Genomic DNA, 13,861 nt, shown 5'->3' on the forward strand with positions numbered 1-13,861 from the left:
CAGCATAGCGCGCCGACGCGCCAACGCGTGCCCGAACCGGCTGAAGGCCCTCACAGGCCCGCCAGCCGGGCCGCCCAGTACGCCGCGAAGCCCCCCAGAATGCCCAGCGCGAGGTTGCGGCTGCGCCACATCAGCAGGCCGCCCGAGAGCGCCGCCACGATCCGCCGGGGCCACTCGGGGCTACCCAGCACGTCCGGCACGACCAGCGCCGCGAACACGCTGACCGGCACGAAGCGCAGGAAGGCCAGCCAGAACGGCGGCAGGTTCAGGCGGCCCAGGCTCAGGCCCAGCAGCCGCGCCGGGTACGTGACCGCCCACATCAGCCCGATCACCAGCCAGCCGCTCACGCCCGGCTCCTGGCACGGCGCGTGGTGATCCAGGCGCCCAGCGCCGCGCCGCCCACCCCGGCCAGCCCGATCACCAGTCCGCCCGGCAGCGCCCGCCCCAGCAGCCACGCCCCCACGCCCGACACCACCGCCACCAGCAGCGTCACGCGGTCTACCAACAGCGGCACCAGTAGCCCCAGGAACGCCAGTGGGAAGATCACGCCCACCCCCAGCGCCTGCGGCTCCGGCAGCGCGGCGCCCGCCAGCGCCCCCAGCAGCGTCGAGACGTTCCACACGGCATACAGACTGAGTTCCGCGCCCAGCAGGAACGCGGCACTCAGGCCGCCCGGATCACGCGGCCCCGCCACGACCGTCACGCCGTACGCCTCGTCCGTCAGGAACTGCGCCGCCACGAGACGCTGGCCCCACGGCAGCGGCAGCGAGCGCGACAGGCTCAGGCCGTACAGCACGTGCCGTGCGTTCAGCAGGAACGTGGTCGCCACCAGGCCCAGCGCGCCCGCCACGGTCGGCAGGCCGCCCCCCACGAACTGCCCGGCCGCCGCGAACTGACTGGCCCCCGCGAATACCGTGGCGCTCATCAGTTGCGTCTCCCAGACGCTCAGGCCCCCGGCCCGCGCGGTCACGGCGTACGCCACCGCGAACGGCACCATGCCCGGCCACAGCGGCAGCAGCGCCCGGAAGCCCCGCCAGAACGGCGGCCAGAATGCAGACCGGGGGGCAGAGGCAGTCATCGCCGCGCAGTCTGCCACGGCGCGCCCCCACCCCGCACGCACCCCCTTGACCCTCACGCAGCGGCAGGCCGTACGCTGCCCACAGCAGAAGGGAGGTGATCCACCTGAACGGCCCCACGCACCCCACACCCACCGACCAGACCGGCCCGCGCTGGACGGTGGGCGAGGTCAGCGCCCTGACCGGCGTCAGCGTGCGCACCCTGCACCACTACGATCAGATCGGGCTGCTGCGCCCCGCCGGGCGTAGCGACGGAAATTACCGCCTGTACACGCCAGGCGACCTGACGCGGCTGCGGCGGGTCCTGACGTGGCGGGCGCTGGGCCTGCCCCTGTCACGGGTGGCAGACGTACTGGACGCCCCGCCGGAACAGGAACGCGGGGCCCTGCACGCACAGGCCACGCAGCTGCGGGCGGATCTGCGCCGCACCCAGCACACGCTGCGGCAGGTACAGGCCCGCCTGGACGCCCTGAACGGCAGGGCAGAGGAGACCATCATGAACAACGAGGACATCAAAGCCGCCTTCGACGGGTTCGACCCCGCGCCGTACGAGACCGAGGTGAAGGAACGCTGGGGCGACACCGAAGCCTACCGCCAGAGCGCCGCCCGCACCGCCCCTTACACGCAGGCCGACTGGCAACGCATCCGGGCCGAGATGGACGCCATCACCGCCGACTACGTGGCCCTGATGGACGCGGGCGTGCCCCCCACCAACGCGCGGGCGAGCGCCGTCGCGGCGCGGCACCGGGCGCACATCAGCGGCGCGTACTACGACGCCTCGCCCACCATGATGCGCGGACTGGCGCAGATGTGGGTGGCCGACGACCGCTTCAGGCGCAGCATTGACCGCGCCCGCCCCGGACTGGCCAACTACCAGGGCCGCGCCGTGACCGCCTGGGCTGACGCGCAGGACCGCCCGGCCTGACCATGGGGCCGCTCAGAGGACGCGGCGGTCCGGCAGGGTCACGCCCCGGCTCAGGCGGCGTTCCATCAGGCGCACCAGCCGCGTCAGGGCAAAGGTCAGCAGGAAGTACACCAGCGCCAGCACGGCGTACACCTCGAACTGCCGGTACGTGGCGTTCGTGATGTACCGACCCTGACTGAACAGTTCCTGCAGGGTCACGACGCTCGCCAGGCTGCTGCCCAGAATCAGGCTGATGAACTCGTTCCCCAGCGCAGGCAGCGCCACCCGCCACGCCTGCGGCAACACCACGAAGCGCAGCGCCTGCACGCGCGTCAGGCCCAGACTGCGTGCCGCCTGCGACTGCCCTTCCGGCACGCTGCCCAGCCCACCGCGCACGATCTCACTGGTGTACGCCGCCGAGTACAGCCCCAGCGCCAGTACCGCCGCCGGGAACCCCTCCAGCGTCACGCCCAGCGCCGGAAGGCCGTAGTACACCACCGACAGCAGCACGATCAGAGGAATGCCGCGCACGACCTCCACGTACGCGTTCCCCAGCGCGCCCAGCACGGGCACGCGCAGCACCCTCACCGTCCCCAGCAGCGTCCCTACCACCACCGAGACCAGCAGCGCGCACACGCTGACGGCCAGGGTCAGGCCCAGCCCGGACAGCAGCAGGCGCGGATACTCCCCGGACAGCACCGTCCGGAACCCCGTCAGCAACTCGTTCAATACCCACCCCGCCCCGCACGGGACAGGCGACCAGTTCCGCGACGGAACACCACCCTGAACACCTTCACGCCCCCGAGAATAGCCCCGCCGCGACCAGTTACACGCACACGGCCGCCCCACCATCCATGCCTCCCCGGCCGCCCCGCCTCCATACCTCCCGGGTGCTCCGCAACCACGCACCGTGCCGGAGCAGACGGTCGCCTGACACCAGACGGGTATACTGCCTACCAGCGGGTCAACGTGACCTGCTCTTCAACCGGGCCCCTGCCGCGTACCACCGCGGCGGACGAGGCCCCACCCGCCCCGGCGGGTGCCTCAGGAAGAGTGAAACACCATGTCCATCACCTGGACGAATACGAGCTCCGCCGCACAACTCAATGTCCGTCTGGACCGCCCGCCCCCCGGAGCCCCGAAGGCCGACTAACACGCACCGCCCCACACGAGGCGGCGTGTTCTCCCTGCTCTCCCGGCTGCCACCCGCGCGGCCCGGCCTGCTGCCTTCAGCTCACCCCGCCCACGCGGGGAAGGAACGGTGTAACCCCATGCGCGCCTGGACTGCGCTTCTCTCCGCCATTGCCCTGGAAGTCACGGGCACTCTTAGCCTTAAGGTCTTCACCAGCGCCGCCAGCCCCGGCCTGGAACTGATACTCACGTACGGCCTGCTGGCCGCCTCGTACGTGCTGCTATCCCGTGCGTTCCGGCAGATTCCGGTCGCTGTGGCCTTCGCCGTCTGGGAGGCCGCCGGACTGATCCTGATCACCGGTCTGGGCGCCCTGATCCTCGGCGAGCACCTGCGCCCCGCCCAGTTGGTCGCCATGCTCGCCCTGGGTGTCGGCGCGGCCCTGCTGCACCGCGGCACACGCCCAGATTCCCGCCCTGTCAGCAGCCCTGACAGCAGCCCTGTCACCCGCCCCAGGCCCGTTGCCAGGGTCAGTTCCAGCGCCAGCCACGCCCCGCAGGTCAGCGCATGAACCTGGCCGCCACCCTTCTGATCCTGGGCGCGGTCACGCTCGACGTGCTCGCGAACATTCTGCTTAAAAAATCCGACGGATTCCGGCACAAACTGCCGGGACTGGCTGCCATTTCCCTGATCCTGCTGGCCTTCACGCTGCTGGGCGCAGCCGTGCGGCACATGCCCGTCGCGGTCGCCTACGCCGCGTGGGGCGGCCTGGGCATCGTCACGACTGCGCTGCTCAGCCGCCGCATTGAAGGGGTGCGCCTGACTCCTACCGGCTGGGCCGGCGTCGCCCTGATCCTCGGCAGTGTCGCCGTTCTCAGCAGCAGCCACTGACCCGCAGCCCCTGATACTTCTGCACGGTTACTTCTACTTCTGCACGATCCACGTGTTCAGCAGCTTCTGGTACTCTCCGCTGGCTTTCAGGCGGGCCAGGGTCGTGTTGGCAGCGGCGGCCAGATCACTGCCCTTCCTGAACACCATGCCGTAATCCTCGGCGGCCAGGTCCTTCCCGGCGCGGCCGAACTGCCCCGGCAGACGCCTGTTCAGGTCGTCCACGGTTGGCGCGTCCCCCACCAGCGCCGCGATGCGCCCGGCGCGCACGTCGGCCAGTCCCGCTGCGAAATCGTCGTAGACCTTCAGGGTCGCGCCCTTGGGTTTCAGCAGGTCGGTCGCCACGAACTGCCCGGTCGTGTTCGCCTGCACGCCGATCACCTTCCCCTTCACGCTTGCGGGCCACGCGAACTTGCCGGGATTTCCGCCCCGCACGATAAACACTTGCGCCGACCGGTAGTACGGCTGGCTGAACGACACGACCTTCGCCCGCTCGGGCGTGATCGTGATCGCACTGATGGCCATGTCCACCCGGCCCGACGTGACCGCCTGCGGCATCAGCGCCCCGAACCCCACCGCGCGAATCTCCAGCCGCACACCCAGATCCTTCGCCACGGCCCGCGCCAGATCGATCTCGAATCCCTGAATCTGACCGTCCGGACCCTTGAACTCGAACGGCGCGAATGTGGGGTCCGTGCCCAGCACCAGTACGCCTTTCTTCTTCACCTCGGCCACCGTCGCCGCGTGCGCCGCGCCCACCAGGGCCGAACCGAGGACCGCCGCCATCATCACGAAACGTTTCATGCGCCCAGCATAGAACCCCGCGCGCCGCGCCGTCCCCTGCCTGCATGGAATGGCCCGACCCCACCGACTTCGTCCACGGCGATCCCCTCCCCCCGTTCACCGCCTGGGCGCGGCCCGGCCTGGTGATGACCTTCAACCTCGAATGCCCCGGATGCGCCACGGTCGGCGCATGTTGCGCGGCCGATCCGTGGGGGTTTCCCTGGCTGGACACACCATGAAAAGCCCCCGAAACCACGCGGGTTCGGGGGACAGGGGGGTGGGTGGTACTCATACGCATTGCGCTCCATTCCACCACAGTCGGAAAAGCGCCGCCTGCGGCTCCATGTCGCCCAATCCGTATGCTGTTTCTACTCGCATCGGCTCGGATTGATTCGGTGTACTTCCGAATCAATCGGAATCCGTATCAGTCGATGCTGGCGCGCCAGCGCCATTCACTGGCGCGTTTCATGACGTGGGCGATGCCGCCGGTGATGGCGAGCTTCTGGTTCCAGGGGAGTTTCATCCAGCCGACAGCCATCAGGCCGCCCAGGCTGACGAATTCACCCAGGGTGGTGGGCTCATACGATTCGAGTTCCTCGCCGCGCACCAGTCGCATGATGTTCTTGCCGGTCAGGCGTCCCTGCTGCCCGGCGTGCTGGGCAGTGGTGGGAACGGGTTTGCCTTCCTGGTTCAGGGCGAGGCCCATGTCACCGATGATGAACACGTCGTCGTAGCCCTTGGCGCGCAGTTTGTCGTCCACGGCGATGCGGCCGCCGGGGCCTTTTTCCAGTTTCTCGCCCTTGACGATGTCGCGGGCCTGGATGCCGCCGGTCCAGATGATCTTGCCCGCCCCGATGACTTTCTGCTCGCCCTCGGCGGTCTGCACGGTGACGCTGTCGGCGGTGGCCTGCATCAGGCGGTGCCCGACGAGGATGTGAATGCCGTACTCCTCGAGGGTGTTCTGGGCTTTGGCGCGCAGGGCGTCGTCCAGGATCGGGAGGATCTTGGGCCCGGCCTCGACGAGGTAGATGTTGACGGGGGGCAGGCCGCGTTCCTTGCTGAGCAGCTGGGCGCGCTGCGCGAGTTCCGTGACGAGTTCCACGCCGGTCAGGCCCGCGCCGCCCACGACAATGTCGCGGTTGCCCTGGTACTCGGTGGTGTAGGCGCGGTTGACGAAGTTGTAGATCTCGTCGGCGTCGCTGAGCTGCTTGAGTTCGGCGGCGTTCTCGGCCAGGCCGGGAATGCGGTAGAAGTTGGTAACGCTGCCCAGGCCGACGACCAGGGTGTCGTAGGTGAGGACGCGGCCGTCCTTGAGGGTGACTTCACGGTCGTCGAGGTTCACGCTTTCGACCTGGGCCTGTTCAAGGTTCACGCCGGTGCCGCGCAGCAGGGGGGCCAGGGGCAGGGTGACGCGGGTGTTGTGCGCGGCGGCCTCGTGAAGGCGAGTTTCGAAGGTGTGGTAGGCGTTTTGCTCGACCATCAGCGCTTCGAGTCCGGGCGCGGGCTTCATTTTGGTGGCGACAGCAAGGCCGGAGTAACCAGCACCGAGGATGAGGGTCTTCATGTCTATCTCCTGTGAACGAATTCACGAGTTCCGTGGGCGGTCAGCCGACTCCCCCGCAATCGCCATCGGAATCACTCGCTTCCGAATCGGCAACAGTGTACATCCTACACGAACGCAGACAGTCATGACCCATACCCTCATCACTGCGTGAAGGGATGCCGTCCGCGCCGTGCGGCCAGCGCGTCCACCAGGACCTCCAGAACCAACTCTGTGCCGCGCCACTCTACCCGAAGATGGCCCCCGGCCTGGCAGGCGCGCGTCACTCTTCGCGCAGCAGCGCCGCGTGCCGCGCCCGCACCACCTCCCGCCGGGGATCTCGCGGGTCCAGCAGCGACTCCAGCAGTGCCAGGACCTCCAGATCATCGAAGCGGGCGGCGTAGCGCCACAGCAGGGCCGGGTCGCGCCCGCCGCACACCGCCCGGCGCAGCGCCCCGTCCAGGTACGAGCGCCAGTACGACAGCAGCGGCGACTCGCTGACCGGCAGCGGCGGCGCGTCGAACAGGTCCAGGGCGCCGTTCACGTCACCGCGCAGCAGCCGGCGCTCCAGGCGCAGCAGGTCCAGATCCACCGCCACGCTCAGCCGGTACGGCCGCGACGCGATCTGCCCGCCCAGCAGGCCCCGCAGGGTACTGACCTCGGACTTAAGGGTGCTGGAACTGATCGGCGCGTCCCCGTACATGTGCGCGTGCAGGGCGTCCAGCGTCAGGCCGTCCGGGTGCAGCGCCAGCACGGTCAGCAGTTCCAGTTGCCGGGGCGTCAGGTGCAGGCTACGGCCCGCCAGGTGCACGCTGGGCACCCCGCACAGCCGCACCTGCACACCCGGCGGTGCGTCCTGGTGCGCCAGTTGCTCCTCAATCCGCTGCGCGTAGTGCTGCGCGCTCGCCAGGCCCAGCGGCGTACTCTGGTGCCACACGGTACTCAGGTTCAGCACACCCAGCAACGACCCGCGCGCGTCCCTCAGCGGCGCGCAGTAACACACCCAGTCATGCACGGCCTGCACGTAATGTTCGGCGGCGAACACCCGCACCGCCCGGCGTTCCCGCAGCGCCAGCGCCAGTGCGTTGGTGCCCACGCTGCTCTCGTCCCAGTGACCGCCGGGCACGAAGTTCAGCGCGCGGCCCAGCCGCTGCATGCGCGAACCCCCGGCCGTCCAGAGCAGTTGCCCGCGCGTGTCGGCCAGCGCGACCATCAGGTCCCCGTCCTGCGCCAGGATGCCCAGTTCGGACCGCAGGGACCGAGTGGCGAATTCCAGCGGCGATCCCGTCCACGCCGGGCCCTGATCGGACATGGGGGCCGTCACGCGGTCCGGCGAGACCGTCAGCGCCGACCGGCCCCAGGAGGCCAGCACGCCCGCCGGCACGTCCCCTTCTGCGCGGCTCACGCCCGCGCCACCGCCGCGCCCCACGAAACGGTTCCAGGCCATGACGCGCCGCTGCCTTTCCAGTACGAGTCGCTCGTTCATGCCGCCCCGATACCCTCCCGTTCTGCACCTGCGCCCACTCACCCTGCACACAATCACCCGGCGCCTACGGGAAGCGGCAGAACACGCACCGCCCAGGCCCCCGGCTTTCAGGGACAGCGCGCGCAGCCGACCCGGCAGACCGGAACCCTCCGGAAAGGAATCCCGTCACCCGGCCCCGGCGGCCCGCGCCGCCCCCGGTGATACTTACTTGCTTGACCCTGCCAACGTACCACGCGCCGCCCGCCCCCCGCTCCCGCTGGCGCCCGTGGCTGGCACTGCCGGGCCGACACCCTTTTCCAACCTTGGGTGTGTTTGAATAAGACCGGTCACACAACTCAGTTCCGGCGTCGGCTCCCCGGGCCCTGCCGGCGTCTGTCCCGGCGTTCGCCGGGCGCGCGGCAGGTACCGGCAGGCACCCCGCCGTAACGCACCAGCTCGACCGGACCCCAGGTCCCCGAGGGAGGCACGCATGAACGTCACCGTGAACGTGAACGGCAAGTCCTACACCCGCGACGTGGAACCCCGAACGCTCCTCGTCCACTTCATCCGCGAGGAACTCGCCCTGACCGGCACGCACGTGGGCTGCGACACCAGCCAGTGCGGCGCGTGCACCGTGCACCTGAACGGCGACGCCGTGAAAAGCTGCACCCTGCTGGCCGTGCAGGCCGACGGGATGAACGTCACCACCATCGAGGGCATCGGCACCGTCGCCGACCTGCACCCCCTCCAGACCGGCTTCTGGGAAGAGCACGGCCTGCAATGCGGGTTCTGCACGCCCGGCATGATCATGAGCTCCGCCGAACTACTCAAGCACACCCCCAACCCCACCGAGGACCAGATCCGTCACCACCTCGAAGGCAACTACTGCCGCTGCACCGGCTACCACAACATCGTCCGTGCCGTGCAGCACGCCGCCAGCGCCATGCAGGGCGGCGCAACTCAGGCCGCCGACGATTGAGCGGCGTTCAGGCGGTCACGGCGGTCCGTCCCTGCCCCCCCCGCCGAACACCCGGAACGCCGCACCCCCCGGCCTCCTGAACCCTGAGACCCGCTCCCGCCCTACCCATCAGCGCATCACCCCCTCCAGGGAGGTCCCACCCCATGACCGACACCAAGACGGACACCAAGACCGAGAAGTACTTCGGGCAGGCCCTCAAGCGCAAGGAAGACCCGCGTTTCATCACGGGCACCGGCCGGTACACCGACGACATCGTGATTCCCGGCGCGCTGCACGCCGCGATGGTCCGCAGTCCCTACGCGCACGCGAAGATCAGCGGCGTCAACAAGGAATCCGTGACGGGCCTGCCCGGCGTGGTGCACGTGCTGAGCGGACAGGACGTCAAGGACGCCGGGCTGGGCAGCATCCCGGTCGGGTGGCTGCTGCCGGACCTGAAAACCCCCGCGCACCCCGCCATCGCGCTCGCTGAAGCCAATCACGTGGGCGACATCGTGGCCGTCGTGATCGCCGAGACGCGCGCGCAGGCCGAGGACGCTGCCGCCGCCCTGGAAGTCGACTACGAGGCGCTGCCCGCCGTCTCGACCGCCAGCGCCGCTCTAGAGGAGGGCGCGCCCCTGGTGCATGACGACGTGCCGGGCAACGTGGCCTTCAACTTCGAGATCGGAGACGAGGCCGCCACCAACGAGGCCTTCAAGGCCGCGCCCCGCCGGGTGGGCGTGAAACTCAAGAACCACCGATTGATCGCCAACCCCATCGAGCCGCGCAGCAGTCTCGCGCAGTTCACGCCCGCCAGCGGCGAGTACCTGCTGTACACCACCAGCCAGAACCCCCACATTCACCGCCTGATTCTCGCGGCGTTCGTGATGAGCATCCCCGAACACAAGCTGCGCGTGATCAGTCCCGACGTGGGCGGCGGTTTTGGCACGAAGATCTTCCAGTACCAGGAAGAGGTCATCGTGCTGCTCGCCACGCGGTTACTGGGCCGCCCCGTCAAATGGACCGCCCGGCGCAGCGAGGCTTTCGTAAGTGACGTGCAGGGCCGCGACCACGAAACCGAGGCGGAACTCGCCCTGAGCGACGACGGCCTGATCCTGGGCTTCCGTGTGAACACCCTGGCGAACCTCGGCGCGTACCAGACGCTGTTCGCGCCCGCCGTGCCCACCTACCTGTACGCCACGCTGCTGAACGGCGTGTACAAGATGCCCGCCATTCACGCCAGGGTCACGGGCGTCATGACGAACACCGTGCCCGTCGACGCCTACCGTGGCGCGGGCCGCCCCGAGGCCACGTACCTCGTCGAGCGGATCGTGGACATCGCCGCGCACGAACTGAACATGGACCCCGCCGAACTGCGCCGCAAGAACTTCATAGGGCCCGACGAGTTCCCGTACCAGACGCCCGTCGCGCTGGTGTACGACAGTGGCAACTACGAACCGGCCCTCGACCGGGCCATGACCATGATGAACTACCCGGCCCTGCGCGAGGAACAGGCCCGCATGAAAGGCCAGGGCAAGATCCTGGGCGTCGGCCTGATCTCGTTCCTGGAAGCGTGCGGACTGGCCCCCAGCGCCCTCGTCGGGCAGCTCGGCGCGCAGGCCGGACAGTGGGAATCGAGCCTCGTGCGCGTGCACCCCACCGGGAAGGTCGAGCTGTTCACCGGCAGCCACAGCCACGGGCAGGGCCACGAGACCGCGTTCCCGCAGATCGCCGCCGACGAACTCCAGATTCCCATCGAGGACATCGAACTGATTCACGGTGACACTGGCCGCATGCCCTACGGCTGGGGCACCTACGGCAGCCGCAGCGCGGCGGTGGGCGGCAGCGCCCTGAAAGTCGCCCTGCAAAAGATCACCACCAAGATGAAGAAGATCGCCGCGCACCTCCTGGAAGCCAGCGTGGACGACGTCGAGCATGAAAGCGGCGTGTTCCGCATCAAGGGCGCGCCCGAGAAGAGCCGGTCCTTCTCCGACATCTCCCTGATGGCCCACCTGGCCCACAACTACCCCGAGGACCTCGAACCCGGCCTGGAAGCCACCGCCTTCTACGACCCCAAGAACTTCGTGTACCCCTTCGGCACGCACATCGCCGTCGTCGAGATCGACACGGAGACCGGCCACGTGAAACTTCGCAACTACGGCTGCATCGACGACTGCGGCCCCCTGATCAACCCCCTGATCGTCGAGGGACAGGTGCACGGCGGCATCACGCAGGGCATGGGTCAGGCGCTGCTGGAAGACGCCGCGTACGACGAGGACGGAAACCTGCTGGCCGGCACGTACATGGAGTACGCCATGCCCCGCGCCGACGACGTACCCACCTTCCAGCTCGGGCACACCGTCACCCCCAGCCCCCACAACCCCCTGGGCGTCAAGGGTATCGGCGAGGCCGGCACCATCGCCAGCACCGCCGCCGTCGCCAACGCCGTCATGGACGCCCTGTGGCACGAGTGCGGCGTCTCACACCTCGACATGCCCTACACCGCCGAGAAAGTCTGGAAAGTCATCCGCGACGCCCGCAGCCAGCCGCAGGCCGCCGACGACTGAACCGCTGCTGGGTGAAGGTTGATGGTCGGTAGAACAGACCGTCCATTCTCCATCAACCAGCAAGCCTTACCCCATACCCATCAACCCCCACCCCGGAGGGATTCATGTATCCAGCCAGTTTCGAGTACCAGAAAGCCGACAGCGTCGATCAGGCCATCGCCGCGCTCGCCGCGAACCCCGACCTGAAACTCATTGCCGGGGGGCACAGCCTGCTGCCCGCCATGAAACTCCGGCTGGCGCAGCCGCCCGCCCTGCTGGACATCTGGGGCGTTCAGGAAATGAAAGGCATCACCCGCGAAGGCGACTGGTACGTGGTGGGCGCCATGACCACGCACGCCGAGGTGCTGCGCAGCGACCTGCCCCTGTTCCCCGAGGTGGCCGGGTGGGTCGGGGACCCGATGGTCCGGAACCGGGGCACCATCGGCGGCAGTCTGGCGCACGCTGACCCCAGCGCCGACTACCCCGCCGCTGCGCTGGCCCTGGGCGTGGAATTCGTCATCCGTGGGCCCAGCGGCGAGCGCACCGTCCACGCCGACGACATGTTCGTCGGGATGTTCGAAAGTGCCGTCAGGGCCGGTGAACTCCTGACGCACATCCGCGTGCCCGCCACCATCCAGGCCTCGGCGTACGAGAAGTTCCGGCACCCCGCCAGCCACTACGCCATCGTCGGTCTGGCCGTCGCCCGCCACGCCAGCGGCGAGGTCCGCGCCGCGTACACCGGCGCGGCCGAACGCGCCCACCGCCTCCCCGCGCTAGAAGACGCCGTGAAGCGGGGCGCCCCGGCCCCCACCGGCCTCGTCGAGTCGGGCGACCTGCTCGGCGACCGTTTCGCCAGCGCCGAGTACCGCGCGCACCTCGTGGACATCCTCGCCGCCCGCGCCCTGGCTCGCCTGGGCTGAAGGGGGGTGCAAGGCCGCGCCCGCCCAGGCGGGGCGGGCGGTGGCCGGCGCCCTGCCCCCCTCCCCGGTCTATTCGTTCACAATCAGGACCAGCCCCGGGTCGCCAACGCCGCCCCCAAAATCCCGCTCGGGTTGAGCGGTTTGCGACAACCAGTCAACCCGAGTCCGTATTATTCCGATTGAATCGGTGCCGTTCTGAATCAATCCGAGCGGATGCGAGTAGGAACAGGACACGGGTTTCGTGGTATGGAGCCGCAGGCGGTGCTTTTCCGACTGTGGCGCAGTGGAGCGAAGTCCGTATTACTGGGTCAGTCCGGCCACGCCGTTGATCGTGATGGCAATGATGACGGTGCCGAACACAAAAGAGAGCAGGGCGTGCCCAAGTAGAAGGCGGCGCATGCTGCGGGTGTTGAGGTTGGTGTCGCTGACCTGGTACGTCATGCCGATGGTGACACTGAGGTACGCGAAGTCCCAGTAGGTGGGCTCCTGAAGGGTGGTGTCGTCTTGCAGGAACTGGACGCCGCGGCCGTTCCGGTAGTAGTTCCGGGCGTAATGAAGGGTGTACTCGGTCTGCACGAGCAGCCACGAGGCGGCGACGGTCAGGACCGCGAGGCCCGTGAGAAGGATTTCCTGGAGGCGGGGCTGATCGTGCGCGGCCGACAGCAGGAAGATCACGCCGACCAGGCTGATGACGGCGGTGAAGAGGGTGATGGTCGCCGCGACAGCGCGCGTGTCGTCCTCGCGCGTGGCGAGCTGGCGGGTGCGTTCGGGTCCGGCCGTCATCATGACGGGCCACAGCTGCGCCATCACCGTCACGCAGAAGGTGACCCAGGCGCTCAGCGTTCGGGCTTCCGGTAGCCACTCGCGCGGGGTGAGCAGGGCGGCGATCAGGGCGGCGCCAAGGCCGATCAGGAGCCGACCGGCGGCATGTGGGCGCGGCCTGCGTTCACGTGACATGCTGCGATCATACGGTGGGAGACTCCGCTCCATTCCGCCACAGTCGGAAAAGCGCCGCCTACGGCTCCATATCGCAGAATCCGTCTGACGCGCCGCTCAGGCTCTTTTCATACCGGGCTTCTAGGGTATGGGCATGAATCTTCGTTCGTGGTGGGCTGGTTTGGTAGCAGGAAGCGTCATGCTGGGGTCGGTGGCGGCGGCCGATGCGTCGCCCGTGCAGGTGAAATACCGCGTGTTCCGGTACACCTGTGACGCTGGCAAGAAAATCAACGTGTACTACGTGCAGTTCGGTCAGGATCCCATGTTCGCCATGCTCGACTGGAACGGGCAGCGCTTCGGGCTGGCCGAGGCGATCAGCGCGAGCGGCTCGCGCTACGCTGGCCTGAGCGGCCCGGCGAGCGCACGCGGGGGTCTGGAGTGGTGGGAGCATCACGGCGAGGCGACCCTGAGTGCCTTTACCGGCAACAGCACCACGAACACCAAAACGCTGCTGACCGGCTGCAAGACCGCGCGGCGCTGATTTCCGGGCAGTTAGGACCGGAACGCCAGTTGCCCGGAACGCCAGGTGCCCGGACGCCAGGTGCCGGGCAGCTGAGGTCAGGAATGCTAAGGCCTGGATGAGCGGGTAGTTGGCTGGAACTATGCCCGACACCACTGAAATGGGAGCGTCCGGGGCCTATCCCCGGACGTGTCAAAAG

15 protein-coding genes are annotated in these 13,861 nt (G+C 68.7%); 8 read left to right on the forward strand and 7 right to left on the reverse strand.

What is annotated here, in order from left to right:
- Nucleotides 1-50: 50 nt before the first annotated feature.
- Together QZ271_RS04985 and QZ271_RS04990 are read right to left on the reverse strand one after the other, a co-directional pair.
- Entirely contained in the window at nucleotides 51-347 is a 297-nt protein-coding gene (locus QZ271_RS04985) for an AzlD domain-containing protein (protein WP_291429563.1), read from the reverse strand.
- On the reverse strand, nucleotides 344-1,078 hold the full coding sequence (locus tag QZ271_RS04990; RefSeq protein WP_291429565.1) for an AzlC family ABC transporter permease: 735 nt from the start codon (nucleotides 1,076-1,078) through the stop codon (nucleotides 344-346). Before QZ271_RS04990 ends, QZ271_RS04985 begins: the two co-directional genes overlap by 4 nt.
- A 95-nt stretch (nucleotides 1,079-1,173) precedes the next feature.
- Here QZ271_RS04990 and QZ271_RS04995 point away from each other — a divergent pair, with 95 nt between their 5' ends.
- Nucleotides 1,174-2,001, forward strand: a complete 828-nt coding sequence (locus QZ271_RS04995; RefSeq protein WP_291429567.1) for a MerR family transcriptional regulator — start codon at nucleotides 1,174-1,176, stop codon at nucleotides 1,999-2,001.
- Nucleotides 2,002-2,013: 12 nt separating this feature from the next.
- Here the strand turns inward: QZ271_RS04995 and QZ271_RS05000 are convergent, their stop codons facing one another.
- Nucleotides 2,014-2,709: an amino acid ABC transporter permease gene (locus tag QZ271_RS05000; protein WP_291429568.1), complete on the reverse strand. Its 696-nt coding sequence runs from the start codon at nucleotides 2,707-2,709 to the stop codon at nucleotides 2,014-2,016.
- Nucleotides 2,710-3,251: 542 nt separating this feature from the next.
- Between QZ271_RS05000 and QZ271_RS05005 the strand changes: the two genes are divergently transcribed.
- Complete coding sequence (locus tag QZ271_RS05005; RefSeq protein WP_291429571.1) at nucleotides 3,252-3,680, forward strand: SMR family transporter; 429 nt, start codon at nucleotides 3,252-3,254, stop codon at nucleotides 3,678-3,680.
- On the forward strand, nucleotides 3,677-4,000 hold the full coding sequence (locus QZ271_RS05010; RefSeq protein ID WP_291429573.1) for an SMR family transporter: 324 nt from the start codon (nucleotides 3,677-3,679) through the stop codon (nucleotides 3,998-4,000). Before QZ271_RS05005 ends, QZ271_RS05010 begins: the two co-directional genes overlap by 4 nt.
- 33 nt (nucleotides 4,001-4,033) lie before the next feature.
- Here the strand turns inward: QZ271_RS05010 and QZ271_RS05015 are convergent, their stop codons facing one another.
- Nucleotides 4,034-4,801, reverse strand: a complete 768-nt coding sequence (locus QZ271_RS05015) for an ABC transporter substrate-binding protein (RefSeq protein ID WP_291429575.1) — start codon at nucleotides 4,799-4,801, stop codon at nucleotides 4,034-4,036.
- Nucleotides 4,802-4,845: 44 nt separating this feature from the next.
- Between QZ271_RS05015 and QZ271_RS05020 the strand changes: the two genes are divergently transcribed.
- The gene (locus tag QZ271_RS05020; protein WP_291429577.1) at nucleotides 4,846-5,019 is read left to right on the forward strand and encodes a hypothetical protein; all 174 of its coding nucleotides are present in this window, start codon (nucleotides 4,846-4,848) and stop codon (nucleotides 5,017-5,019) included.
- A gap of 185 nt (nucleotides 5,020-5,204) precedes the next feature.
- On the opposite strand, the gene QZ271_RS05025 is transcribed toward QZ271_RS05020, so the two are convergent.
- Both QZ271_RS05025 and QZ271_RS05030 read right to left on the reverse strand, forming a co-directional pair.
- Nucleotides 5,205-6,344, reverse strand: a complete 1,140-nt coding sequence (locus QZ271_RS05025; protein ID WP_291429579.1) for an NAD(P)/FAD-dependent oxidoreductase — start codon at nucleotides 6,342-6,344, stop codon at nucleotides 5,205-5,207.
- A gap of 259 nt (nucleotides 6,345-6,603) precedes the next feature.
- Nucleotides 6,604-7,806 carry a helix-turn-helix domain-containing protein gene (locus tag QZ271_RS05030; RefSeq protein ID WP_291429581.1) on the reverse strand — a complete coding sequence of 401 codons (1,203 nt, stop codon included), beginning with the start codon at nucleotides 7,804-7,806 and terminating at the stop codon, nucleotides 6,604-6,606.
- Nucleotides 7,807-8,275: 469 nt separating this feature from the next.
- Here QZ271_RS05030 and QZ271_RS05035 point away from each other — a divergent pair, with 469 nt between their 5' ends.
- From QZ271_RS05035 to QZ271_RS05045, 3 genes are all read left to right on the forward strand, one after another.
- Nucleotides 8,276-8,764 (forward strand): (2Fe-2S)-binding protein, encoded by a 489-nt coding sequence (locus tag QZ271_RS05035; RefSeq protein WP_291429583.1) that lies wholly within the window; start codon nucleotides 8,276-8,278, stop codon nucleotides 8,762-8,764.
- A 143-nt stretch (nucleotides 8,765-8,907) separates the two neighbouring features.
- Nucleotides 8,908-11,307 carry a molybdopterin cofactor-binding domain-containing protein gene (locus QZ271_RS05040; protein WP_291429585.1) on the forward strand — a complete coding sequence of 800 codons (2,400 nt, stop codon included), beginning with the start codon at nucleotides 8,908-8,910 and terminating at the stop codon, nucleotides 11,305-11,307.
- Between the two features lie 104 nt (nucleotides 11,308-11,411).
- Complete coding sequence (locus QZ271_RS05045) at nucleotides 11,412-12,206, forward strand: xanthine dehydrogenase family protein subunit M (protein ID WP_291429587.1); 795 nt, start codon at nucleotides 11,412-11,414, stop codon at nucleotides 12,204-12,206.
- Between the two features lie 300 nt (nucleotides 12,207-12,506).
- Here the strand turns inward: QZ271_RS05045 and QZ271_RS05050 are convergent, their stop codons facing one another.
- On the reverse strand, nucleotides 12,507-13,163 hold the full coding sequence (locus tag QZ271_RS05050; protein WP_291429589.1) for a DUF1345 domain-containing protein: 657 nt from the start codon (nucleotides 13,161-13,163) through the stop codon (nucleotides 12,507-12,509).
- Nucleotides 13,164-13,341: 178 nt separating this feature from the next.
- Between QZ271_RS05050 and QZ271_RS05055 the strand changes: the two genes are divergently transcribed.
- Entirely contained in the window at nucleotides 13,342-13,683 is a 342-nt protein-coding gene (locus QZ271_RS05055) for an MliC family protein (RefSeq protein ID WP_291429591.1), read from the forward strand.
- Nucleotides 13,684-13,861: the final 178 nt, after the last annotated feature.

The organism is Deinococcus sp. (assembly GCF_018260555.1).
Classification (GTDB): Bacteria; Deinococcota; Deinococci; order Deinococcales; family Deinococcaceae; genus Deinococcus.

Coding starts and splice junctions, on each gene's coding strand:
- QZ271_RS04990 (WP_291429565.1), bottom strand. CDS start 1,078: ATGACTGCCTCTGCCCCCCGGTCTGCATTCTGGCCGCCGTTCTGGCGG.
- QZ271_RS05005 (WP_291429571.1), top strand. CDS start 3,252: ATGCGCGCCTGGACTGCGCTTCTCTCCGCCATTGCCCTGGAAGTCACG.
- QZ271_RS05010 (WP_291429573.1), top strand. CDS start 3,677: ATGAACCTGGCCGCCACCCTTCTGATCCTGGGCGCGGTCACGCTCGAC.
- QZ271_RS05015 (WP_291429575.1), bottom strand. CDS start 4,801: ATGAAACGTTTCGTGATGATGGCGGCGGTCCTCGGTTCGGCCCTGGTG.
- QZ271_RS05020 (WP_291429577.1), top strand. CDS start 4,846: ATGGAATGGCCCGACCCCACCGACTTCGTCCACGGCGATCCCCTCCCC.
- QZ271_RS05025 (WP_291429579.1), bottom strand. CDS start 6,344: ATGAAGACCCTCATCCTCGGTGCTGGTTACTCCGGCCTTGCTGTCGCC.
- QZ271_RS05030 (WP_291429581.1), bottom strand. CDS start 7,806: ATGAACGAGCGACTCGTACTGGAAAGGCAGCGGCGCGTCATGGCCTGG.
- QZ271_RS05035 (WP_291429583.1), top strand. CDS start 8,276: ATGAACGTCACCGTGAACGTGAACGGCAAGTCCTACACCCGCGACGTG.
- QZ271_RS05040 (WP_291429585.1), top strand. CDS start 8,908: ATGACCGACACCAAGACGGACACCAAGACCGAGAAGTACTTCGGGCAG.
- QZ271_RS05045 (WP_291429587.1), top strand. CDS start 11,412: ATGTATCCAGCCAGTTTCGAGTACCAGAAAGCCGACAGCGTCGATCAG.
- QZ271_RS05050 (WP_291429589.1), bottom strand. CDS start 13,163: ATGTCACGTGAACGCAGGCCGCGCCCACATGCCGCCGGTCGGCTCCTG.
- QZ271_RS05055 (WP_291429591.1), top strand. CDS start 13,342: ATGCTGGGGTCGGTGGCGGCGGCCGATGCGTCGCCCGTGCAGGTGAAA.